We start from the raw sequence: 23283 nt of genomic DNA on the forward strand, positions 1-23283 counted from the left end.
CAAAATGTGGGAACGGGCTTGCTCGCGAAGAGGCCGTCAGCGTTTCGCAACGGCATTGCCCTGCTGCACCACCCAATCCACCACCTGCTTATTCAGCTGATCCCCGGCCTGCCCAAACGCGGCGACCACCGCCGGCACCTTGGTATCGCCCGCAGCCTGCCTCACCTCAAACCGACGGCTGGCAATAATCCGCTGATCACTTGCGCGCACCAACCGTGCGTCAAGTCGAATCACCACGTCCACCTGATTGCCCCGGTATTCACTCTGGAAAGCCTGCAACTGGCCGCCCAGCTCATAGTCGGCCTGCAAGTTGGTCTCGTCGGTGCTCAGTAGCGTTACCCGCCCATCGCGCTGGAAACCGTCCATGAACCGATTGCGCAGCAGCACCGGGCTCGGGTCGCTCCAGCGTGAGTTCGCGTAGCTGCTGATCAGGTCGCCGTTGGGCACCACGGCAATGCGCGGGCTGTCGAGAAACTCGCTGCTCTGGGGCTTAGACACACGCAGTGACCAACTGACCGGCGTGCCTTGGGTGCTGGTGTGTGCTGAAGCCAGGCGGTAGACATCCGACGGGTCCGGCTTGGGCAAGATCGAGCACGCGCTGATCAGGGCCAGGGCCAGAGGGGCGATCATTTGGTAAGCACGCTTCATGGCGTGAACTCCTTGTTCTTGTCGCTGCCCAGCAGGTAACCACTGGGGTTGGCTTCGAGGCGGCGGGAGATGGCGCGCAGCGAACCCAAGGTTTCGCGCAGTTCGCGCACGGCGGGCGCCAATTCGTTGAGGCCCTGCATGCCGCTGTTCACCGAGTCCTTGTTGTTGGTCAGCAAGGTGTTGATGGTCGCGGTGCTTTGCTCCAGGGATTTCATTGCCTGTTCGGCGCTGCCGAAGGCCTGTTTGCCTTGCTCGTTGAGCAGGCCGTTGGCATTGCGCATCAGCACAGTGGTTTGCTCCAGTGCCGCAGTCGCCTGTTTGCTGACTTGCATCAGTTGCTGCATCACCACCTTGATATCGCCGCGCTGTTCGGCGATGGCGCCGGTGGTCTGCTGCAGGTTGTCCAGCGTATTGCTCAGGCGCTCGACGTTCTCCCGGGAGAACATGTGGTTGGCGTTGTGCAGCAGCAGGTTGATGCTGGTCATCAGGTCGTTGCTGTTATTGAGCAGGCGTGCGATCGGCGATGGTGACGCGATGATTTCCGGCAGGTTGCCGTCCTTGCCCTTGAGTTCAGGACTTTGCGGGGTACCGCCGCTGAGCTGGATGATCGAAGTGCCGGTAATACCGGTCAGTGCCAGTTTGGCCTGGGTGTCTTCCTTGATCGGCGTTTGCCCGGCCAGGCGGATACGTGCGAGCACACGGCGCGGGTCTTTCGGGTCCAGGCGCAGGCTGGTGACATCGCCTACCTTGATCCCGCTGTATTGCACCGAGCTGCCCTGGGACAGGCCGCTGACCGCCTCGTTGAACACCACCTCGTATTCCTGGAAGGCGCTGTCCACGCTGGACTTGGCCAGCCACAGGCCGAACAGCATGGCGCCAACCACTACGATCACGCTGAACAGACCGATCATCACATGATGGGCTCGGGTTTCCATGTCATACCTCGTTGAACGATTGAGCGGCAGTCAATGCCGCGCGGCCTCGGGGGCCGTGGAAATACTCGTGAATCCACGCGTCGTCCGTTTCCGAGACAACATCGATGGCGCCGGCCACCAGCACTTTCTTCTGCGCCAGCACGGCGACGCGGTCGGTGATGGTGTACAGCGTGTCGAGGTCGTGGGTGACCAGGAACACGCTCAGGCCCAGCGCATCACGCAGGGTCAGGATCAGTTGGTCGAACTGCGCCGCGCCAATCGGATCGAGGCCGGCGGTGGGTTCATCGAGGAACAGGATGTCCGGGTCCAACGCCAAGGCGCGTGCCAATGCCGCGCGCTTGATCATGCCGCCGGAGAGTGACGCCGGGTACTTGTCGGCAGCTGAAAGAGGCAGCCCGGCCAACGCCAGTTTGACCGCGGCCAGGTGCTCGGCGTCGGCACGGCTGAGGCCCGCGTGCTCTATCAATGGCAGGGCGACGTTTTCGGTCACAGTCAGTGAGGAAAACAGCGCGCCCTTCTGAAACAGCACGCCAAAGCGCCGTTCCACCAGCGAGCGTTCATGTTCCGGCAGGCTCGGCAGGTTCTTGCCGAACACCCGCACGTCGCCTTCGCTGGGGCGGCGCAAGCCGACGATGCTGCGCAACAGCACGGACTTGCCGCTGCCGGAGCCGCCGACCACTGCGAGGATCTCGCCTTTATACAAATCCAGATCGAGGTTCTCGTGCACGCTCTGGCTGCCAAAGCGGTTGCACAGGCCGCGCACTTCGATCACCGCCTCGGAGGGCGCACGGCGTAGACGACTCACCAGCCCATCTCCATGAAGAACAGCGCGGCGACCGCATCCAGCACAATGACCACAAAGATCGATTGCACCACGCTGGAGGTGGTGTGGGCGCCGACCGACTCGGCACTGCCGCTGACTTTGAAGCCTTCGAGGCAGCCGATCGCCGCGATCAGGAAGGCGAAGAAGGGGGCTTTCACCATGCCGACCAGGAAATGCTGTACGCCGATGTCCGATTGCAACAGCGAGAGAAACATTGCCGGCGAAATATCCAGCGTGACGGCGCACACCACGCCGCCGCCGATAATCCCCGAGAGCATTGCCAGGAAGGTCAGCATCGGCAGCGACACCAGCAGCGCCATTACGCGCGGCAGAACCAGCAACTCCATCGGGTCCAGGCCCAGGGTACGGATGGCGTCGATTTCTTCGTTGGCTTTCATTGAGCCGATTTGCGCTGTAAACGCGCTGGCGGTGCGCCCGGCGATCAGGATGGCGGTGAGCAATACACCAAATTCACGCAGGAAAGAGAACGCCACCAAGTCCACGGTGAAAATGGTCGCGCCGAAACTCTTGAGCACCGTGGCGCCGAGAAACGCGACGACCGCGCCAACCAGAAACGTCAGCAGTGCCACGATGGGCGCGGCGTCGAGGCCGGTTTGTTCGATATGCGCGACCATGGGCGTGATACGCCAGCGCTTGGGGCGGAAAATGCCGCGGGCGAAGGTTTCGAGGATCACCCCGATAAAGCCCAGCAGCTGATTACTGTCCTGCCAGACGGTGTCCACCGCCCGGCCGATGCGTGCCAGCACCTGGATGCCGGCGGTTTCCTCGGGGGCCTTGTCCGGCACACAAAAATCATTCAGGGAGCGGTAGACGGTCTTGAGCAACGCGCGGTCGGGGGCGGACAGGCTGCAGTCGGTTTGCTCGGCAGATTGCTCGATGCGGTCGGGGCCCAGCAACTCGACCAACAGCGACGCGCCGGCAGTGTCCAGGGCGCCGAGGCCATTGAGGTCAATGCGGGCACCGGCGTCGTATTGGCCATCGAGTTTGTCCGACAGCTTCTTCAGGTTTGCATAGTGGGCAAGCGTCCAGTCCCCTGTAATCCTGAGTAACGGGGGAACAGTAGACGAATCGAGGTGGGCTGCGCCGGCCGTCGTACGAGTGGTCATAAGCTCCGAGCTTGTTTGGCTATCCACAATCCCTACGTAATAGCACGATCCGGCCTACTTTGGCGTGTCCGTTTGTGCTGTGTCAGTGACTTTGAAGCGCAGTACGCCGATGACCTGCCCGTCTTCCGTCAACACCCGCACCTGCCAGCGCCCAACCGCATCGGCTGGGAAATTCTGTTTGTGGGTCCAGGCGCGGTAGCCTTCCTTGCGCCCACCGTGGATATCCAGGGCGATGCGGTCGACCTCTTGGCCGTTGAATTTCCACACATGGTAAATCCGCTCATCCAGCCCGCGCGGGGCATTGATCGCGGTATAGGCGTACAGCCCGCCACTGCGCAGTTGGGCGGCGCTGACTTCCTTGAGGTCGTCGCCTGGCGTGCGGTCTTGCAACTGGGTGCTGATCGCGACTTCGGTCATCCATAACGTGGCCGGCGGTACCCAGCTGCGCAGGAACCAACCGGCGCAACCAATGGCGGCGGTGACTCCCAGCAGCATCGCCCAGCCTTTGATACTGCGCAGCGGCAGGCTTGTGGCCAGGCTCGGGATCGACAATGCCATGGCGACGCCCAGCGCGAGCTTGTAACTTTCGGCGGTGGTCAGGTGCAGGATAATCGGCAGCGCGGTGAGCAGCGCCGCGAACAGGGTCAGGGTGTGCAGCGCCAGGAACAATGAGCGCTTGGGAGCCAGCCATTTGTAGTACAGCGGGTCGGTAATCGACACAAGCGCCGCCGCACCGAGCAGGCCAGTGAAAATCGATTGGCCACTGTTCCAGGTGGTTGTGATGAAAAAGAACGGTAATACAAAAAACAGACTTTCCTGGTGGATCATCTGGGTGGCATAGCGCAGCAGCGGTTCCGGGATTTCCCGCTTGAAGACTTTGGCGAACAGCTGGGTAAAGCTGTTTTCCAGCATCAGCCACAGCCAGCTCACCAGCATAATCACGGCGATCCAGCTGGCCATGCCTTGCTGGCGATCCACCAGAATGAAGCTGGACACACCCGAGATAAAACCGCCGAGTGCGATCACCCCTGGGTAGCGCTTGATCAGTACGAGGATGCGCTGGATGAGGGGCGGCAGGTTTGGCATGGGCAGTTCACAGTGTATGTAGGAAAAAACCCCGACAGAATAACGTCTTAGTCCTGGGCTCGGTGCTTCATTACGCGATCCGTTTGCGATAAAGACGAACGCCGATCAACCCGCTGGCAATCAGCCCAAGCGCACCGACGCCGATCCAGGCCAGCGTGTCATAGCTGAGCAGCGGTTTTTCCACGCGCCAATAGCCCGGTTGGTCGAACACCTGGCGCATGGCCTGGTTGGTCTGTGCCAGGGTCACGGCCTTGATCCGCTTCACCGGGTCACTGAAATGGCCGTCGTTGTAGTCGCCGGAGGCACTCCAGTAATAGTCGGCCAGGGCGCTGTTGCCTTGCACTGCCCAGGCTTGGCGGGCGATGGCAGCTTGCTGCAGGCGGGCGAATGTCGCCGGGTCGAGGCCGTCTTTAAGCAGGTGCGCCTTGAGATTTTGCAGCACCTGTTCGGCTTCAGGCAGCTTGTCTCGCTCAAGGTCGGCATTCAGGCTCAGGAAACCCACGCCGCCGAGCACTTCACGCTCGCTCCATGGGCCGTAGGACAAACCGTGCTTGAGGCGCAGTTGACGGTAGAGCGCCCAGTCCAGGTAGTCCTTGAGCAAGTCGTAGGTTTCATCATGTTGGTCGTCGAGTACCGGTTCCGGGAACAGCCAGTGCAGCTTGGCGCTGTCACCGACCCAGCCGTGGACGAGATCACGGTAACTGGCCGCGGCATGCTGGATTTCCGGTAGCGGCAAATGCTCGCTCGGCTCGACCGGGTCGAGTTGGCCGTAGGTGCGCTCCAGGTACGCCGGCAGCAGTTTGTCGAGGTCGCCGACGATAATCAGGGTCATGTTGTTGGGCGCATACCAATGCTTGCGCAGGGACTCCAATTGATCGCGGGTCAGGTGGTCGACTTGCGCACGTTCGGCGCATTTGAGCCCCAGTTCGACGGCCAGTTGGTTGCTGGCGGTGTGGCCAAGGTCCTGGCGGTCGAGCAGGCGTTGCAGGTGTGAGTAGTGGCCGCCATCTTCGCGTTCGACCACCTGCTTGGCTGCGTTGATGTTGGCATCGGTCAGTTCAGTGCGGGTGACGATTGCCAGCAGCAAGTCGAGTACCTTGCGTTGGTTCTGCGCGGGCGCTTCGATCACAAAGGTCGTGTCGGCGTTGCTGGTGTAGGCGTTCCACTCACCGCCGAGGGCTTGCATGCGGTCTTCCAGGTCGCCTTCACCGCCGCCGTCGATGCCGCTGAACAACAGGTGTTCGAGCAGGTGCGGCAACTCCTTTTCTTCACAACGGAAGTCATCCAGGCCTACGCCTACGACCAGGCGGATAGCCACGTGCCCGCGCTCGGTGCCCGGTTTGAGCAGTAATTGCAGGCCGTTGGGCAGGGTGTAACCCTCGACTTGCAGACGATCAAAGGCAAAGGCGTGTGCAGAGCCCCACAGCAGGCAGGCGAATAACAGGCGACGCATAACAAGCTTCCTGGCGAATGACTGTGGGAGCGGGCTTGCTCGTGAAGGCGGTGGTTCAGTCGGCTGAATCGTAGACTGACACACGGCTTTTTTCGCGAGTAAGCCCGCTCCCACATTGCCGGTTTGGTTTTAAGTCCATTTTTTACTGACTGTGCAGTCGCCCGTACGTTCAGGGCGAATGGGTGATGTCAGCAATATCTTCAGCGGAGAGTGCGCCGGTATCGGAGGTTTCGAGCACCACATAGGCGCTGCTGCAGAACAGTGAGTTGAGACGTTTCATGTCGGCAATCAGCTCAAGATGCAAGGAGCTGGTCTCCAGGCTCTGTACGATTTTGCGTTGCAGACGGCTGACGTGAGCATGCGCCAGGCGGCGTTCCTGGGCGCGAAAGCGGCGCTTCTCGCGCAGCAATTGGCGGGCGCTTTCGGGGTCGGCGCTGAGGAACACCGACAGGCCCAGGCGCAGGTTGGCAATCAACTGTGTATGCAGGCCGGCCAGTTCTTCCAGGCCCACTTCAGAAAACTGGCGACGCTGTGACGTTTTCTGCTGCTGGACCTTGCGCAGCATGCGCTCGATCAGGTCGCCAGCCAGTTTCAGGTTGATTGATAGCTCGATGATCTCGGCCCAACGGCGGCTGTCTTGTTCACTGAGGTCTTCGCGGGGCATTTGCGCGAGGTAGAGCTTGATCGCGCTGTAGAGTGCCTCGACGTCATCGCTGAGGCTGCGCATTTCCTGGGTAATAGCCGTTTGCTTGCCGCGCAGCACTTCGAGCATGGCGGTGAGCATGTTGTCGATCAGGTCGCCCAAACGCAGGGTTTCGCGGGCGGCGTTGGCCAACGCAAGGCTTGGCGTGGCAAGTGAGGCCAAGTCCAGGTGGCGCGGCTTGGCTTTGCCGTTGACCTCTGCTTGTTCCGGCAGTAACCAGGCGCACAGGCGTGCCATCGGGCTGATGCTCGGCAGCAGGATCAGGCAGCGGATGGTGTTGTAGAGCAGATGGAAGGTGATGACCATGCCTTGGGCGCTGTAGTCCAGACCGTCCATCCAGCGCACGAGCGGGTCGAGTACGGGGATGATCAGCAGCAGGCCGATCAGTTTGTACAGCAGGCTGCCCAGCGCGACCTGGCGACCGGCGGCGTTTTGCATGCTGGTGCTGAGGAAGGCCAGCACGCCACTGCCGATGTTGGCGCCGATCACCAGGCCGATGGCCACGTGCAGGCCGATCACTCCGGCGCCGGCCAACGTTGCCGTCAGCAATACGGCGGCCAGGCTGGAGTAGGAAATCATTGCGAACAACGCGCCGACCAAGGCGTCCAGCAAGATGTCGCCAGTCAGCGAGGCGAAGATGACTTTGACGCCTTGGGCATGGGTAATCGGCCCGGCGGCTTCGACGATCAGTTGCAGGGCGAGAATGATCAGGCCCAGGCCGATCCCGACCCGTCCCATCTGGCCCGCTCGCGTCTGTTTGCGCGACAGGAAGAAAATCACCCCCAGAAAGATCAGCAGCGGTGACAGCCAGGACAAGTCGAAGGTCAGCACCCGCGCCATCAATGCCGTACCGACGTCGGCGCCAAGCATGGTCGCAAGCGCGGGCGTGAGGCCCATCAGGCCCTGGCCGACAAACGAGGTCACCAGCATTGCCGTGGCGTTGCTGCTCTGCACCATGGCCGTCACCAGAATACCGGCGACGAAAGCCAGCCAGCGCTTGGACATGTTCTGCCCGATGACTTGGCGCAAGTTGGAACCGTAAACCCGCAAGATGCCGGTACGGACAATGTGCGTGCCCCAGATAAGCAGGGTCACGGCGGAAAGCAGATTGAGCAAGGTCAGCATGCTCGGCCCCCCCGTGTAGGTGCGCCCAATTGGGGCGAAGGAAAGTTTCCGCGTGCCGTTCTACGTCTTGTACTTAAGCTGTAGTTGGCGGATACGCTCTGCGCCAGCATCGCATAGCTAAAGAAGGTATTGAAACAAAACTGTCATGAAATCAGCTTTTTGCGGATGAAAAAAAGGGGCTTATAGAAGCCCCTTTTTGTCTGGCTCGGGTTTATTGACCCGGAATGTCCTTGCGCAGTTTCACCGGGTCCTGTTGTTTCTTCTTCTTCGCAATCGAGGTGCGCATCTTGATGTTGACCGCTTCCACCGCGAGCGAGAACGCCATGGCGAAGTAGACGTAGCCTTTTGGCACGTGTACGCCGAAGGATTCGGCGATGAGCACGGTACCCACTACGAGCAGGAACGACAGCGCGAGCATTTTCAGCGACGGGTGCTTATCGATGAATTCGCTGATGGTGCCGGCAGCCAGCATCATCACCAGTACGGCGACGATGATCGCGGCGACCATGACGGGTACATGGGAAACCATGCCCACCGCGGTGATGACCGAGTCCAGGGAAAACACGATGTCGATGATCGCGATCTGGATGATGGTGTAGATGAACTTGCCACCGGCGCCCTTCGGCTCATCGTGGGTTTCGTCTTCACCTTCCAGTGCGTGATACATCTCCTGGGAGCTTTTCCACAGCAGGAACAGGCCGCCGAAGAACAGAATCAGGTCGCGCCCGGAAATGCCTTGGCCGAAGACCACGAACAGGTCGGCGGTCAATTGCATGACCCACGTAATCGACAGCAGCAACAGGATTCGCGTCACCATGGCCAGGGCCAGGCCGAAGATCCGGGTGCGCGCCTGCATATGCTTGGGCATGCGGCTGACCAGGATCGAAATCATGATGATGTTATCGATGCCCAGGACGATCTCGAGGGCCGTCAGGGTGAAGAAGGCAATCCAGATTTCCGGATTGGTCAGCCATTCCATGTGTATTCCTTTGAGCTAGTGTGAAACCGCGCAAGCTGCAGCGCCGCGCGGTTAGGTCGGTAAGATTATAGAGTGCTGAATAGCGGAAAAATCCCCATCAGCAGAGCCGCGAACATTATGCACAGGCACACCAGTACTGCCCACTTGAGGGTAAAGCGTTGGTGGTCGCCGAATTCGATGCCGGCCAGGGCCACCAACAGGTAGGTCGAAGGTACCAGCGGGCTGAGCAAGTGCACGGGTTGGCCAACGATCGAGGCGCGGGCCATTTCAACGGCGGTGATGCCGTAATGGCTGGCCGCTTCGGCGAGTACTGGCAGTACGCCGTAGTAGAACGCGTCGTTGGACATGAAGAACGTAAACGGCATGCTTACCAGCGCGGTGATCACTGCGAGGTACGGGCCCAGCGCTTCCGGGATAACCGCCAGCAAGCTCTTGGACATGGCATCAACCATGCCGGTACCGGACAGAATGCCGGTGAAGATGCCCGCGGCGAAGATGAGCCCGACGACTGCCAGCACGCTGCCGGCGTGGGCGGCGACGCGGTCTTTCTGCTGTTGCAGGCACGGGTAGTTGACGATCATCGCGATACTGAACGCCACCATGAACAGCACTGGCAGCGGCAACAGGCCGGCGATCAGGGTGCACATCAGGGCGAAGGTCAGGGCGCCGTTGAACCAGATCAGCTTTGGACGGCGGGCGTCCGGGAATTGCGACACGCTGATCTCGCTGTGGTCGATTTCATCGCCTTGCAGGTGCAGCTCACCCAGGCGGGCACGTTCGCGCTTGCCGTACATGTAGGCAATCACCAGGATCGCCACTACACCGGCGGCCATGGCCGGGATCATCGGAACGAAAATATCTGACGGGTCCACATGCAGCGCACTGGCGGCACGGGCAGTCGGGCCACCCCAAGGCGTCATGTTCATCACGCCGCCGGCGAGGATGATCAGGCCGGCCATGATGCGTGGGCTCATACCGATACGCTGGTACAGCGGCAGCATGGCAGCCACGCAGATCATGTAGGTGGTGGCACCGTCACCGTCAAGGGAGACGACCAAGGCCAGCACCGCGGTGCCGACCGACACTTTCAGCGGGTCGCCCTTGACCATCTTGAGGATCTTGCGCACGGCCGGGTCGAACAGGCCGGAGTCGATCATCAGCGCAAAGTAGAGGATGGCGAACATCAGCATCACGCCGGTCGGCGCAAGCTTGGTGATACCCGCCAGCATCATCGGGCCGATTTCCGGTGCAAAGCCACCAAACAGGGCGAACAGGATCGGCACAATGATCAAAGCAATCAGCGCAGAGAGGCGCTTGGTCATGATCAGGAACATGAACGTGATGACCATGGCAAAGCCAAGGAAAGTCAGCATAGGAATACTCCAGGCGTAGCGCGGCTAGGGAATGGCGAACCGGTTGGGGGTTAGCGCAGTACGAAAGGCACGTAGCGTACGGTGGGAGTTGGAGCGAACAGGCGGGTACGAACAGACATCAGGAATCACCATTGTTGTTGTTAACAGCCGGTCTGTTGCCGGCAGTGGGGCGATCCTAGACGGGGAAGCTTTCAGCCAGCTTTCGCTGAGCACTCAGACGATCAGAGGTTTGTAGGACTTTTCTTTAAGGTGGGTTAAGGCAGTTCCAAACCACCTGCGGCTTTGTGCAGGGCGCGCAGATGTTCACCTACCTGTTTCAGGTTGGCCTCGCAGGCGGCGATCTCGGCAGCGCGGGACGGCTCCAGCAGCATCCGCACCTCTTTATCTAGGTCGCCGGTCAAGGATTGCAGTTGCTTCTGGCGTTCGGCGCTTTCCGATTCCAGACGTTTGGCTTCCGAAGGTTGTGGCAGGCCGTAGCCGCTGGTGCCCAGCAGTTCTGCGGGGCGACTGAGGAAGCCGCTGTTGGCGAGGATCTGTTGCAACGTATTGTTGGCTTTTTCCATGCCGCCGTTTTTCAGTTCGCGTGCACCGAGGTAGCGTTGTTTGACTTCGTCCTGGGCCAGCATCAGTTGCCTGCGATAGCTTGCCTGCTCCAGCAACAACAATGCAGCGCTGGTGCGCAGGTCGGCCTGGCTGAACCACTGACGGCGTTCGTCGGCGCTGAGAGCCAGCCAGTCTTCCACCTGGGTCTGTTTGATCGGCAGATGTTTACGCAGCACGTCGAACATTGCCTGGTAGCGCTCGCGGAACGAGTCGAAGTGATAACCCAGGCGCAACGCCTCGCGTTTGTCATTGAGCACACGGGTGTCGGCCAGGCCACGGGCGCTGAGCACTTCCAGCAGACCATTGGGGGTGATGTTGTCCAGGCCGGTCAATTGCGGGTTGGCGCTGCCACTGCGTAACAGTTTCAGGCTTTCCACTGCGCAGTTATTGGAAATGAAGAAGTAGTTGCCGTCATAGCTCCAGTGCATTTCGGCGGCGTGCTCGACGGTGTCGTTGATTTCCTGACGTGTGAGCTTGAGCGGTACGGACGCCAGGCCACGCAACTCGGTCTTGGTGTATTCGTCGATCACTTGGGCCAGCGGTAGCACGAACAGCCGTGAAGGGTACTTGCCCACCAGGCCATCCCAGCTCGACAGCTGTACGTCACCGACAAATGCGCGGTAGGACAGCACCAGGTGCTGGTCCAGGTCCAGCCGGCAATCCGGGCCACGTGGGCGACCAGGCGCACATATCACCAGGCGCAACATACTGTGGCCCCAGCGGCTGACCAGGTTTTGGTTGGCTTCGGCCAGCAGGTAATCGATTTCATACACCCGCTCCGGATCGATCTGGCCCAGTGGCGTCTTGGCGAAATCGTTACCCGCGTTCAGGAACGCGTAGGTGGTGGCGCAGGTGTCTTGCTTTGGCGGCGCCCAGCCGAAGTGTTCCTTGTAATAGCGAAACAGCGCGGGGCGACGGCAGGCGTAGCTTGGGTCGAGGAGAAAGTACTCCATGTTGACGGCCACGAACTCCAGCGGGCTGGTGGTTTCGTAGATGTCCGGGCTGCGGGCGACCTGATGGTTGTGCTGCTCCCGTTCGCCGCGACGCCCCACGTATTGCGGCCAGCCGGCAAGGTCCAGCAGGCGCGGGTCGTCACTTAAGGTAAAGCGGCGGTCATTCTGGCCTCGGCATTGATCGGGAAGGCCGATCAGGCCGGTGATGTTGTTCTGGCGGCTGCAGCGCTGGATCAGCCGGCGCTCGTCTTTGGTCCACAGGCGCGCACGGTCATAAATGTGGGTCAGTTCATGCAGAACGGTGGCGAGCATTTCGCGGCGTACGGTGCCGTGGGGGCGGTGGGTCTTCTGCGTGGCCGCGCTGCCGTCGGTCAGGCTGGCAAGCAGGTTTTGGTTAAGGTCCAGTTCGGACACCAGAGAGGCTTGGCCGTACGCGTTTTCAGGCATCTTGTCGGTCCAGCCGACATCAATCCGCCGGTCCAGCTGCTCGATAAAGCGTGGCGGCAAAGCGCGCATCGCCTCATCGAGCAATGCCTGGCTGGCCTGCTGTTCGGCCGGGCTCAAACCTTCGGTCTTGAGCCGCAGTTGCAGGCTGGCCTGGGCTGCGCTGGCACAGAGCAGCACAGTCCCGGCCAGTAGCCAGGCGACTAGCCGCCTCACAGAGCGAGGATAGCTTCGGCGAGGGTCTGGTCACTGGCGTCGCGAGCTTCCGGTACACGGGTTCGCAGGGTGTTGAAGGCGGCTTCCAACTGCGCGCCACGGATCTCGCCATTGGTGGCGACGAAGCTGGCGGCGTCATCGTGGGCTTCGCGCACGATTTTGGAGTCGCGGATGGAGGTGGTGGTGTCCGAGGTGAAATCAATGGTGCGGGCCGAGGCACGCACGACGATGTTACTGGTGGCCTTGAGGGTTTGCGCGTGGGCAACATCGGCCAACAACAGCAGGCCGAGAGCGGCGGCGATCAGCGGGCTACGCATGGGATGACTCCAAAATACAAAGATGGAAATACAAAGATGATTATTGGACGAGAATTGCTTGCGCCAGTTCAAGGTCGCTGGCATGAAGTTTTGGCTGGGTCCGGCGCAGATAATCCAGCGCGGATTCCAGGCGAGCTCCCCGCCATTGGCCGTCAGTGGCGATAAATGCGGCAGCGTCATCCTGGGCGGCCAGTATCAATTTTCTGTCAAAAGGCGCTGACGTCACCTTGCTGGTGGCATACGCACTGATGACGGTGCTCTGAGTGGACACGTCAAAGGCCGACGCCAAGGGTGACCAGCAGGCGCAAAACAACACGGGAACGATCAACAGGCGGTATGAAAAAGCCATGGGACTCGACAACTGAAAGCGAGCGCCAAGGCTAGCGCAACGCCCGGGCGAGGGCCAGCGCTGACACATTTGCTGGTAGCTGGCGCTCTCGTGGGTCGACTTGGCGTCAGATGGCCAGGATGGCCTGTGCCAACTGCGCGTCCGTTGCGGTGTTCAACTGCGGAGCCTGCTGGCGGATCTGGGCCAGGGCGCTTTCCAGCTTCACACCACGAATGGCGCCTTCACTGGCGACAAAGCTGGCGGCGTCGTCGCGGGCCGCTTGCACGACCTTGTTGTCGCGCAGGGAAGAGGTGGCATCGGAGCTGGCATCGGACGTCGCTTTCAGTGCGCCGACGATCGAATCAGTGGTCACGATAAGGCTGCTCGCGTGGGCGTTGGCAGCTACGGCCAACAGGGCGGCAGCACTCAGCAGGCGAAGACGGGACATGGAATGACTCCTGTAGATGATCAAATAAAGCGGCGCAAAGCGGCCACTGTGAAACGGACAGTGTTGCTGTCGAGGATCAGACGCCCGTTCTACAAGGTTCGCCACGTGGTGATGGAATCTTAAGCTGCCGCTTATCCGTTCGGGAAGCTTCTTCACTGTTCAGTCACGCCAGAACGGCTTGGACAGCTCGGCGGTTCGGTCTCCCCAACTGATTCCAGCGTCGGACAGCTCGCGAGGGTCAAGTTGTGCCAGTTGGCGCCGCTCGTGGGCCTTTCGCCCCCATCTGCCTAGCGCACGGGCCATACGCACTATCAACGGCTTATAAGATGACGTGTCTGTCTTCATGGCTGGAGCCTTTCATGAGGTCTTGGGACACCATGTTGGCTGGCGCGAGTTCACCGATACAGATACACCGAAGTTAAATTGTACCGCTTAACTGTAGTTATTTTTAAACTGTACTGGTACTCATGAAGTGCATCTGTTTAACGTTAGAAAAAGTTGAACGCCAGAAACAGCAAAGCCCGCCTCCAGTTACCCGGGGCGGGCTTTGCTTTGACAAATCAGAGTGCTGGCGGTGGACCCGGTGGGTCAGGGCCAGCGGGCGCCAATTAGCGCCAGAACGGCTTGCTCAGCTCTTCGTAGCGTTGAGCTTCGCTGATACCGGCGTCAGCCAGCAGACGCGAATCCAGACGAGCCAGTTGGTGGCGGCTGGAGATGCGGCGCTGCCACAACATCAGGTTGGCGAGAACGCGCAAAGGCAGGGAAGCCTGGGTGTTTACAGCTTTTTCTTCGAAGAACAGATCGGAACTGAGTGTACGTTCCATGATGACATCCTTCCGCTTGTGGCGGGATTAGGTAGTGGTTTAACTGATGCCAATGATCCTCCTCCGACGCAAGACTCTCTAGATACAGTTCACCTGTATTGTGAGGGGCCAGTTAACTGTTTATAGCGGCTGTACGGTACATAAACGGGGCAACTGTACCTGTCCGCACTGAAACAGTGCGAAATAGGCATTTTAGGCGAGGGGCGTAGGAGAATTCAGTAGGAAATGACCCGTACAGCAGTACAGTTTTTGTAAAAAGTACTGCTGAGATTCCCGAGCGGGTGAAACGGTGATGGCATCAGGCTGGATCTGTATCAATCAAGCCTTGAGCATATGCCCGGTTTCTTCCAGGTTAATGTGCCAACTCAGTGCTTCACGCAGGATATGCGGTGTATGCCCGCCGATCGCGCAGGCGGCATTGAAGTAAGTGTTCAGCGCATCGCGGTATGCCGGGTGCACGCAGTTGTCGATGATCACCCGGGCCCGCTCACGCGGTGCCAGGCCGCGCAGGTCGGCAAGGCCGATCTCGGTCACCAATATGTCGACGTCATGTTCGGTGTGGTCCACGTGGCTGACCATCGGCACCACGCTGGAAATCGCACCGCCTTTGGCTATCGACTTGGTGACGAAGATCGCCAGGTGCGCGTTGCGTGCGAAGTCTCCGGAGCCGCCAATGCCGTTCATCATCCGTGTGCCGCAGACGTGGGTGGAGTTGACGTTGCCGTAGATGTCGAATTCCAGCGCGGTGTTGATGCCGATAATGCCCAGGCGCCGAACCACTTCGGGGTGATTGGAGATTTCCTGTGGGCGCAGTACCAACTTGTCCTTGTAGTGTTCCAGGTTGCCGAACACATCGGCGTTGCGTCGCTCCGACAAGGTGATCGAGCTGCCCGAGGCGAAGCTCAGCTTGCCCGCATCGATCAGGTCGAACGTTGAGTCCTGCAACACTTCCGAGTACATGGTCAGGTCTTCGAACGGCGATTCGATCAAGCCGCACATCACCGCGTTGGCGATATTGCCGATGCCGGCCTGCAGCGGGCCGAGCTTGTTGGTCATGCGCCCGGCGTCCACTTCCTGCTTGAGGAAGTTGATCAGATGGTTGGCGATACCTTGGGTGTCAGCGTCCGGCGGCGTCACTGTAGAGGCGGAGTCTGCCTTGTTGGTGATGACGATGGCCACAATCTTCTCGGGCGGGATCGGGATCGCGGTGCTGCCGATGCGGTCGTCGACCTTAACCAGCGGAATTGGCGTGCGTGTCGGCCGATAGGTCGGGATATAGATGTCGTGCAGCCCTTCCAGGTTCGGATTGTGCGCAAGGTTGATCTCAACAATCACCTGCTTGGCGAAAATCGCGAAGCTGGCTGAGTTGCCCACGGAGGTGGTGGGCACGATATGCCCTTGTTCGGTGATCGCGACGGCTTCGATGACGGCGATGTCCGGCAGCTTGAGCTGGTTGTTGCGCAGTTGCTCGACGGTTTCCGACAGATGTTGGTCGATAAACATCACCTCGCCTGCGTTGATCGCTTTGCGCAGGGTGCTGTCGACCTGAAAGGGCATGCGTCGGGACAGCACACCGGCTTCGGTCAGTTGCTTGTCCAGGTCATTGCCCAGGCTGGCGCCCGTCATCAGGGTGATTTTCAGCGGGGATGTCTTGGCGCGTTCGGCCAGGGCGTGGGGAACGGCCTTGGCTTCACCGGCGCGGGTGAAGCCGCTCATGCCGACGGTCATGCCGTCCTCGATCAGTGCGGCGGCGTCTGCCGCGCTCATGACCTTGTTCAACAGCGAAGGCAAGCGGATACGATCACGGTACATGAATTGTTATCTCAGGCTACGGAAGCAAGGTGGGCAGTGTAGTGATTTCAAAAAAATTCGGCCCGCTACCATGGTCGAATGCCGGGCAGCGATTTAGAGCCTTTGGTCGGGTTTCATCCGATAATAAAAAACCCCAGCCTACTGGAGGCCAGGGTTTCGGGTATTGCGCTGGCGCAGTGTTATTCGACAGCTTTGACCATGTCTTCGATGACCTTCTTGGCATCACCGAAGACCATCATGGTTTTGTCCAGGTAGAACAACTCGTTGTCCAGGCCGGCATAGCCGCTGGCCATCGAGCGTTTGTTGACGATGATGGTCTTGGCCTTGAACGCTTCCAGGATCGGCATACCGGCGATCGGTGAGTTTGGATCGTTCTTGGCGGCCGGGTTGACCACGTCGTTCGCACCCAGCACCAGCACCACGTCGGCTTGGCCGAACTCGGAGTTGATGTCTTCCATCTCGAATACCTGGTCGTAAGGCACTTCGGCCTCGGCCAGCAGTACGTTCATGTGCCCAGGCATACGGCCCGCTACCGGGTGGATCGCATACTTCACGGTGACGCCGCGATGAGTCAGCTTTTCGGTCAGCTCTTTGAGCGCATGCTGCGCGCGGGCGACCGCCAGGCCATAGCCTGGAACGATGATCACGGTGTCGGCGTTGGTCAGCAGGAAGGTGGCGTCGTCCGCGGAGCCGGATTTTACCGGGCGCGCTTCTTTCGAACCTGCCGCTGCGCCGGCATCCACCGTGTTGCCGAAACCACCGAGCAGTACATTAAAGAAGGAGCGGTTCATCGCCTTGCACATGATGTACGACAGGATCGCGCCGCTGGAGCCTACCAGCGAGCCGGCGATGATCAGCATCGAGTTGTTCAGCGAGAAACCGATGCCTGCTGCTGCCCAACCGGAGTAGCTGTTAAGCATCGAGACGACAACCGGCATGTCGGCGCCGCCGATCGGGATGATGATCAGCACGCCGAGCACGAACGCCAGGGCCAGCATCAATGCGAAGGCACTGAGGTTGCCGGTGAACATGAACGCCAGGCCGAGACCGAGCGTGGCCAGGCCAAGTACCAGGTTCAGCTTGTGCTGGCCGCCGAACTGTACCGGTGCGCCCTGGAACAGACGGAACTTGTACTTGCCCGACAGTTTGCCGAACGCGATCACCGAACCCGAGAAGGTGATGGCGCCGATGGCTGCGCCGAGGAACAACTCCAGGCGGTTACCGGCCGGAATCGAGTCGCCCAAATGTTTCACGATGCCCAGGGATTGTGGCTCGACCACGGCGGCGATGGCGATGAACACCGCTGCCAGGCCGATCATGCTGTGCATGAACGCGACCAGTTCTGGCATCTTGGTCATTTCTACGCGCTTGGCCATGATCGAACCGGCGGTGCCGCCGACCAGCAGGCCGACGATGACGTAGCCAATACCAGCGGTGGCGAGTTCAGCGCCCAGTTTATAGATGAGGCCGACGGTGGTGAGTACCGCCAGCGCCATGCCGAGCATGCCAAACAGGTTGCCGCGTCGCGATGTGGTGGGGTGTGACAGGCCTTTAAGGGCCTGGATAAAGCAGATCGACGCGATCAAGTAGAGCGTCGTGACGAGATTCATGCTCATGACGATGGCGCCTCTTCTTTTGCTTTCGGGGCTTTCTTCTTGAACATCTCAAGCATCCTGCGAGTGACCAGGAAACCGCCAAACACGTTAACCGCCGCGAGCGCCACGGCCAGGGTGCCCATGGTCTTGCCCAGTGGCGTTACGGTGAGCGCGGCGGCGAGCATGGCGCCGACGATGACAATTGCGGAGATCGCATTGGTCACCGCCATCAGCGGCGTGTGAAGCGCGGGGGTCACGTTCCATACCACGTGGTAGCCGACATAAATCGCCAGCACAAAGATGATCAGGTTGTAGATACCGGGGGAGATAAGCTCTTCCATCGTCTGAATCCCTGCTTAGGCGTTTTTGCGGATGACTTGGCCGTCGCGGCACATCAGGCACGCGGCGACGATGTCGTCTTCGAGGTTGATTTCAAACTGCCCTTCCTTGGTGAAGACCAGCTTCAGGAAGTCCAGCAGGTTGCGCGCGTATAGCGCAGAAGCATCGGCGGCTACGGCACCCGCCAGGTTGGTCGGGCCGCAGATGGTCACGCCGTTTTCCACGACGACCTGATCGGCCACCGTTAGCGGGCAGTTACCGCCTTGGGCTGCGGCGAGGTCGATGACCACCGAGCCCGGCTTCATTTGCGCGACGGTCTCGGCGCTGAGCAGGGTGGGTGCCTTGCGACCTGGGATCAATGCAGTGGTGATGACGATGTCGGCTTGCTTGGCGCGTTCGTGTACGGCCAGGGCCTGGCGCTGCATCCAGCTGGACGGCATTGGGCGAGCATATCCGCCGACACCGACGGCGCATTCGCGCTCTTCGTCGGTTTCATAAGGGACGTCGACGAACTTGGCGCCAAGCGATTCGATTTGCTCTTTTACCGCAGGGCGCACGTCAGATGCTTCGATCACCGCACCCAGACGCTTAGCCGTGGCGATGGCTTGCAGTCCGGCGACACCCGCGCCGAGAATCAGCACGCGCGCTGCTTTAACGGTGCCTGCGGCGGTCATCAGCATCGGCATGAAACGCGGGTAGTGGTGGGCTGCCAGCAGGACCGCTTTATAACCGGCGATGTTGGCTTGGGACGACAGCACGTCGAGGCTCTGGGCTCGCGATGTACGGGGGGCGGCTTCAAGCGCGAAGGCCGTGACGCCACGCTCGGCCAACTTGGCAATGGTTTCGTTGCTGAACGGATTGAGCATGCCCACCAACACAGTGCCGCTTTTGATCAGCGCCAGTTCACTGTCGCTGGGGGCAACCACTTTGAGAATCAGCTCGGCGCCAAACGTATCGTTGGCACTGCCAATGGTTGCGCCTGCCGTTTCATAGGCACTGTCGACGATGCTGGCGTTGAGGCCTGCTCCGCTTTGAACAGTGACCTTATGGCCCTGGCCGATCAGCTTCTTGATGGTTTCCGGGGTGGCAGCCACCCGCGTTTCACCGGTCTGGGTTTCGAGAGGAACACCAATGTGCACGTCAAATCTCCTGCATGATCTTTTTGCTTTTGATCTTTTTGTAAAAAGGCCAGTGCACCGTGAGTGGCGCATCTGGGGCGGCCGATCAGCACGATCCCGCTGAAATGACAGCGGGGCGCGGCATTTTGCAGGCGAACTTTACGGCCTTCAAGGGATTATGACCGGTGACGAAAAATTAACTACAAGTCACCCTGTGACTGATTGTCGCAACGTGCGCAAATAACCTCTTTAAATACAGGTGTTTAAAGGGTTGCAGAGGTTTATTGATGCTTTTTCAATCGCCGGTGTGAATGGTTGGGCATTGGCCGGCGCTAGGCCCTGAAAGCCATGTTGATCATGGCTCTTAGCCTTTTTATGGCTGATAAGTACAGTCTGTCTAAAAGCGACATATACGTATATCTGTAGGTTTTAGATTTAATTGACTACAAGGTCAACAAATACGTTTTCTCCTTTAAATACCTGGGCTGTAGCGGTGTGACTGGTCAATTAGCCAGTCCCTGAAAGCGTGCATTGATGCAGATTCGATTTTTCTTTCCGGAATCATCAGGTAGTAAGCCTTGGCGCTGTGCAGTGCCTCGGGGCTTGCGATCACCAGTTGGTTCTCCTTGAGTTCGCGCTGGATGAGGAAGGGTGGAATCAGCGCGATCCCCATGTCATGCATGGCGGCTTGGGACAACATCGAGAATAGCTCGTAACGAGGGCCTGTCATGTCGCGGGGTATGTTCAGTTGTTGCGCGTTAAACCATTGGCGCCAGGCGTAAGGCCTGGTGGTCTGCTGCAGCAGCGGCAGTTCTGCGATTTCCTGGGGGCTGAAGTGGGTTCGGGTGCCCAGTAATCCTGGGCTGCACACGGGGACGGGGTTTTCTCCCATCAGCCGATGGGACTCGGTACCGGACCAGTCGGCATCGCCAAAGTAGATCGCGGCATCGAATTCGGTATCGGCAAATAGAAAGGGGCGCGTGCGGTTGGTGAGGTTGACCGTCACTTCCGGGTGCCGATGTTGAAAGTCCTTGAGGCGGGGGATCAGCCATTGGGTGCCAAAGGTTGGAACCACGGCCAGTTCGATGACGTTGGTGCCTTGCTGTCCCATTACCGACAGGGTGTCACGTTCAACGGCGTCCAATTGCATGGCGACTCGACGGCTATAGGACAGCCCCGCTTCCGTCAGCTTCACTCCGCGTCGTGAGCGCCGAAACAGCTCGACACTCAAAAACTCCTCAAGGCTGGCTATCTGTCGACAGATGGCGCCCTGGGTGATGGAAAGCTCGTGCGCCGCCTTGGTAAAGCTCTCGTGGCGGGCCGCCGCTTCAAAACTGACAAGGGCCGTGGTGCTGGGAATTTTTCTGCGCATGTACGTAGTGCTCACTTAAAAAGCGCGTCTGCGCCATTCTCAGTCGTTTCGGAGTGAGAAATTAGCACAACCCTATGCACAAACCTCGTTTGCCCTCTGCGCGTGCCCGGCCTAGGCTGCATCCACGACTTCTGATTTATTGCGCGAGGGCTTATTCATGGCTGGTAAGGCAAGCTTCAACTGGATTGATCCACTGCTGCTGGATCAGCAGCTCACCGAAGAAGAGCGCATGGTGCGCGACAGTGCTGAGCAATTTGCCCAGGACAAGCTGGCGCCGCGTGTGCTCGAAGCCTTCCGGCATGAAAAGACCGACCCTGCGATCTTTCGCGAAATGGGTGAAACCGGCCTGTTGGGCGCGATGATTCCCGAGCAGTACGGTGGCAGCGGCTTGAACTACGTCAGTTATGGGTTGATTGCCCGTGAGGTGGAGCGTGTCGACTCCGGCTATCGCTCGATGATGAGCGTGCAATCCTCGCTGGTCATGGTGCCTATCAATGAGTTCGGCACCGAGGCGCAAAAGCAGAAGTACTTGCCGAAGCTGGCCTCTGGTGAATGGATTGGCTGCTTTGGTCTGACGGAGCCCAACCACGGTTCCGATCCTGGCGCGATGATTACCCGTGCCCGTAAGGTGGACGGCGGCTATAGCCTGACGGGTGCCAAGATGTGGATCACCAACAGCCCGATCGCGGATGTGTTTGTGGTGTGGGGCAAGGACGATGCCGGCGACATTCGTGGTTTTGTCCTGGAGAAGGGCTGGAAGGGGCTGAGCGCTCCGGCGATTCACGGCAAGGTCGGCCTGCGGGCGTCGATTACCGGTGAAATTGTCATGGATAACGTGTTTGTGCCGGAAGAGAACATCTTCCCGGATGTCCGTGGATTGAAGGGGCCATTCACCTGCCTCAACTCGGCGCGCTATGGCATCTCCTGGGGGGCACTGGGTGCCGCCGAGTTCTGCTGGCATACCGCTCGCCAATACACCCTTGACCGTCATCAGTTTGGTCGCCCGCTGGCGGCCACCCAGTTGATCCAGAAGAAGTTGGCCGACATGCAGACCGAGATCACTCTGGCCTTGCAAGGCTGCCTGCGTCTGGGGCGTATGAAGGATGAAGGCACGGCGGCTGTCGAGATTACATCGATCATGAAGCGCAACTCGTGCGGCAAGTCTCTGGATATCGCGCGTATGGCGCGGGACATGTTGGGTGGCAACGGTATTTCCGACGAGTTCGGGGTGGCGCGACACCTGGTCAACCTGGAGGTGGTTAACACCTATGAGGGCACTCATGACGTGCACGCCTTGATTCTGGGGCGCGCGCAAACTGGTCTTCAGGCGTTCTATTAATAGGAGCACGGCATGGGCGCGCTTTCACATCTGCGGGTACTGGATTTATCGCGAGTGCTGGCGGGCCCTTGGTCCGGGCAGATACTTGCGGACCTTGGGGCTGAGGTGATCAAGGTCGAGCGGCCGGGTAATGGCGATGACACGCGTGCATGGGGGCCGCCTTTCCTGAAGGACGCTTATGGCGAGAACACCAGTGAGGCGGCGTATTACCTGTCGGCTAACCGTAACAAGGAATCGGTGACTATCGACTTCACGCGTCCGGAGGGGCAGAAGCTGGTACGTGATCTGGCTGCCAAGTCCGACATTCTGATCGAGAACTTCAAGGTAGGTGGTCTGGCGGCATATGGGCTGGACTATGAGTCGCTCAAAGAGATCAATCCGGAGTTGATCTACTGCTCTATCACGGGCTTCGGCCAGACGGGCCCTTATGCGACGCGAGCGGGCTACGACTTTATGATTCAGGGGCTGGGAGGGCTCATGAGTCTGACGGGGCGGCCAGAGGGCGATGATGGGGCTGGGCCGGTGAAGGTGGGGGTTGCACTGACGGACATCTTGACGGGGCTTTATTCGACTGTGGCGATCCTGGCGGCATTGGCTCACCGGGACCACGACGGTGGTGGGCAGCATATCGATATGGCCTTGCTGGATGTGCAGGTGGCTTGCCTGGCTAACCAAGCGATGAATTACCTGACGACGGGTGTGTCACCAAAACGCTTGGGCAATGCTCACCCGAATATAGTGCCTTATCAGGATTTTCCTACGGCTGATGGTGATTTCATCCTGACGGTGGGTAATGACGGCCAGTTTCGCAAGTTCGCTGAGGTGGCTGGGCAGTCGCAGTGGGCCGATGACCCGCGGTTTGCTTCTAATAAGATGAGGGTGGCCAATCGTGCCGAACTGATTCCGTTGATTCGCCAGGCTACCGTCTTCAAGACCACGGCGCAGTGGGTGTCGCAGTTGGAGCAAGTCGGCGTGCCGTGTGGGCCGATCAATGATCTGGCGCAGGTGTTTGCCGATCCGCAGGTCAAGGCACGTGGGTTGGCGATGACGCTGCCTCATGCGCTGGCAGGGATGGTGCCGCAGGTGGCCAGTCCGATACGGTTGTCCAAGACACCGGTCGAGTATCGGAGTGCGCCTCCTTTATTAGGAGAGCATACGGTTCAGGTATTGCAGGGCGTGCTTGGGCTGGGGGCGGCGAATGTGGCTGCCTTAAAGGAGGCAGGCGTTATCTGAGCCGCTTCTTCTATATAGAGCGTGTGAACAACGCTATGTCGATTGTTTTTTAATCAATTCTAACTAATTGATAGAAAGACAAAATTAAGC

Annotated in this window: 22 protein-coding genes; 2 read left to right on the forward strand and 20 right to left on the reverse strand. The window is 59.6% G+C overall.

The annotated features are described in order from the left end of the window. Positions 1 to 36: 36 nt before the first annotated feature. The 20 genes from A7D21_RS12280 to A7D21_RS12370 all read right to left on the reverse strand — a co-directional run bounded on the left by A7D21_RS12280 (position 37) and on the right by A7D21_RS12370 (position 20621). The gene (locus tag A7D21_RS12280; protein ID WP_053253686.1) at positions 37 to 648 is read right to left on the reverse strand and encodes an ABC-type transport auxiliary lipoprotein family protein; all 612 of its coding nucleotides are present in this window, start codon (positions 646 to 648) and stop codon (positions 37 to 39) included. After that, entirely contained in the window at positions 645 to 1583 is a 939-nt protein-coding gene (locus tag A7D21_RS12285) for an MlaD family protein (RefSeq protein WP_053253687.1), read from the reverse strand. Before A7D21_RS12285 ends, A7D21_RS12280 begins: the two co-directional genes overlap by 4 nt. Before the next feature lies 1 nt (position 1584). Beyond that, positions 1585 to 2388, reverse strand: coding sequence for an ABC transporter ATP-binding protein (locus A7D21_RS12290; protein ID WP_053253688.1), 804 nt, complete (start codon positions 2386 to 2388; stop codon positions 1585 to 1587). Further along, on the reverse strand, positions 2385 to 3533 hold the full coding sequence (locus A7D21_RS12295) for an ABC transporter permease (protein WP_069551811.1): 1149 nt from the start codon (positions 3531 to 3533) through the stop codon (positions 2385 to 2387). The genes A7D21_RS12290 and A7D21_RS12295 overlap by 4 nt, the downstream gene beginning before the upstream one ends. Before the next feature lie 54 nt (positions 3534 to 3587). Then, positions 3588 to 4619, reverse strand: a complete 1032-nt coding sequence (locus A7D21_RS12300; protein ID WP_053253690.1) for a DUF5924 family protein — start codon at positions 4617 to 4619, stop codon at positions 3588 to 3590. 70 nt (positions 4620 to 4689) lie between these two features. After that, complete coding sequence (locus tag A7D21_RS12305) at positions 4690 to 6072, reverse strand: pitrilysin family protein (protein WP_069551812.1); 1383 nt, start codon at positions 6070 to 6072, stop codon at positions 4690 to 4692. Between the two features lie 169 nt (positions 6073 to 6241). Next, complete coding sequence (locus A7D21_RS12310) at positions 6242 to 7900, reverse strand: Na/Pi cotransporter family protein (RefSeq protein ID WP_053253692.1); 1659 nt, start codon at positions 7898 to 7900, stop codon at positions 6242 to 6244. A 211-nt stretch (positions 7901 to 8111) separates the two neighbouring features. Beyond that, positions 8112 to 8879 (reverse strand): TerC family protein, encoded by a 768-nt coding sequence (locus tag A7D21_RS12315; protein ID WP_053253693.1) that lies wholly within the window; start codon positions 8877 to 8879, stop codon positions 8112 to 8114. A 65-nt stretch (positions 8880 to 8944) separates the two neighbouring features. Then, positions 8945 to 10252 (reverse strand): CitMHS family transporter, encoded by a 1308-nt coding sequence (locus A7D21_RS12320; RefSeq protein WP_053253694.1) that lies wholly within the window; start codon positions 10250 to 10252, stop codon positions 8945 to 8947. A gap of 254 nt (positions 10253 to 10506) precedes the next feature. After that, positions 10507 to 12468 (reverse strand): DUF4105 domain-containing protein, encoded by a 1962-nt coding sequence (locus tag A7D21_RS12325; protein WP_069551813.1) that lies wholly within the window; start codon positions 12466 to 12468, stop codon positions 10507 to 10509. Continuing rightward, positions 12465 to 12785, reverse strand: coding sequence for a DUF2388 domain-containing protein (locus tag A7D21_RS12330; RefSeq protein WP_053253696.1), 321 nt, complete (start codon positions 12783 to 12785; stop codon positions 12465 to 12467). Before A7D21_RS12330 ends, A7D21_RS12325 begins: the two co-directional genes overlap by 4 nt. A 40-nt stretch (positions 12786 to 12825) precedes the next feature. Beyond that, positions 12826 to 13134 (reverse strand): DUF2388 domain-containing protein, encoded by a 309-nt coding sequence (locus A7D21_RS12335; RefSeq protein WP_053253697.1) that lies wholly within the window; start codon positions 13132 to 13134, stop codon positions 12826 to 12828. Positions 13135 to 13240: 106 nt separating this feature from the next. Then, positions 13241 to 13561 carry a DUF2388 domain-containing protein gene (locus tag A7D21_RS12340; RefSeq protein ID WP_053253698.1) on the reverse strand — a complete coding sequence of 107 codons (321 nt, stop codon included), beginning with the start codon at positions 13559 to 13561 and terminating at the stop codon, positions 13241 to 13243. A gap of 159 nt (positions 13562 to 13720) precedes the next feature. Further along, positions 13721 to 13864 (reverse strand): DUF1127 domain-containing protein, encoded by a 144-nt coding sequence (locus A7D21_RS34305; RefSeq protein ID WP_232005436.1) that lies wholly within the window; start codon positions 13862 to 13864, stop codon positions 13721 to 13723. Positions 13865 to 14169: 305 nt separating this feature from the next. Continuing rightward, positions 14170 to 14385, reverse strand: a complete 216-nt coding sequence (locus A7D21_RS12345; protein ID WP_003214752.1) for a DUF1127 domain-containing protein — start codon at positions 14383 to 14385, stop codon at positions 14170 to 14172. 318 nt (positions 14386 to 14703) lie between these two features. Beyond that, the gene (locus A7D21_RS12350) at positions 14704 to 16197 is read right to left on the reverse strand and encodes an acetyl-CoA hydrolase/transferase family protein (protein ID WP_053253699.1); all 1494 of its coding nucleotides are present in this window, start codon (positions 16195 to 16197) and stop codon (positions 14704 to 14706) included. Between the two features lie 179 nt (positions 16198 to 16376). Beyond that, entirely contained in the window at positions 16377 to 17813 is a 1437-nt protein-coding gene (locus A7D21_RS12355) for an NAD(P)(+) transhydrogenase (Re/Si-specific) subunit beta (protein ID WP_053253700.1), read from the reverse strand. Beyond that, positions 17810 to 18133, reverse strand: a complete 324-nt coding sequence (locus tag A7D21_RS12360) for an NAD(P) transhydrogenase subunit alpha (protein WP_008439664.1) — start codon at positions 18131 to 18133, stop codon at positions 17810 to 17812. Before A7D21_RS12360 ends, A7D21_RS12355 begins: the two co-directional genes overlap by 4 nt. A gap of 15 nt (positions 18134 to 18148) precedes the next feature. Further along, a complete protein-coding gene (locus tag A7D21_RS12365; RefSeq protein WP_069551814.1) occupies positions 18149 to 19270 on the reverse strand; it encodes a Re/Si-specific NAD(P)(+) transhydrogenase subunit alpha in 1122 nt (373 codons plus the stop codon). Between the two features lie 451 nt (positions 19271 to 19721). Beyond that, positions 19722 to 20621 carry a LysR family transcriptional regulator gene (locus A7D21_RS12370; protein ID WP_069551815.1) on the reverse strand — a complete coding sequence of 300 codons (900 nt, stop codon included), beginning with the start codon at positions 20619 to 20621 and terminating at the stop codon, positions 19722 to 19724. 157 nt (positions 20622 to 20778) lie between these two features. Here A7D21_RS12370 and A7D21_RS12375 point away from each other — a divergent pair, with 157 nt between their 5' ends. Continuing rightward, a complete protein-coding gene (locus A7D21_RS12375) occupies positions 20779 to 21960 on the forward strand; it encodes an acyl-CoA dehydrogenase (RefSeq protein WP_053253703.1) in 1182 nt (393 codons plus the stop codon). A gap of 12 nt (positions 21961 to 21972) precedes the next feature. Next, the gene (locus A7D21_RS12380) at positions 21973 to 23193 is read left to right on the forward strand and encodes a CaiB/BaiF CoA-transferase family protein (protein WP_069551816.1); all 1221 of its coding nucleotides are present in this window, start codon (positions 21973 to 21975) and stop codon (positions 23191 to 23193) included. The last annotated feature ends 90 nt before the right edge of the window (positions 23194 to 23283 follow it).

This window comes from Pseudomonas sp. AP19 (assembly GCF_001728855.1).
In the GTDB taxonomy this organism is placed as follows: Bacteria; Pseudomonadota; Gammaproteobacteria; order Pseudomonadales; family Pseudomonadaceae; genus Aquipseudomonas; species Aquipseudomonas fluorescens.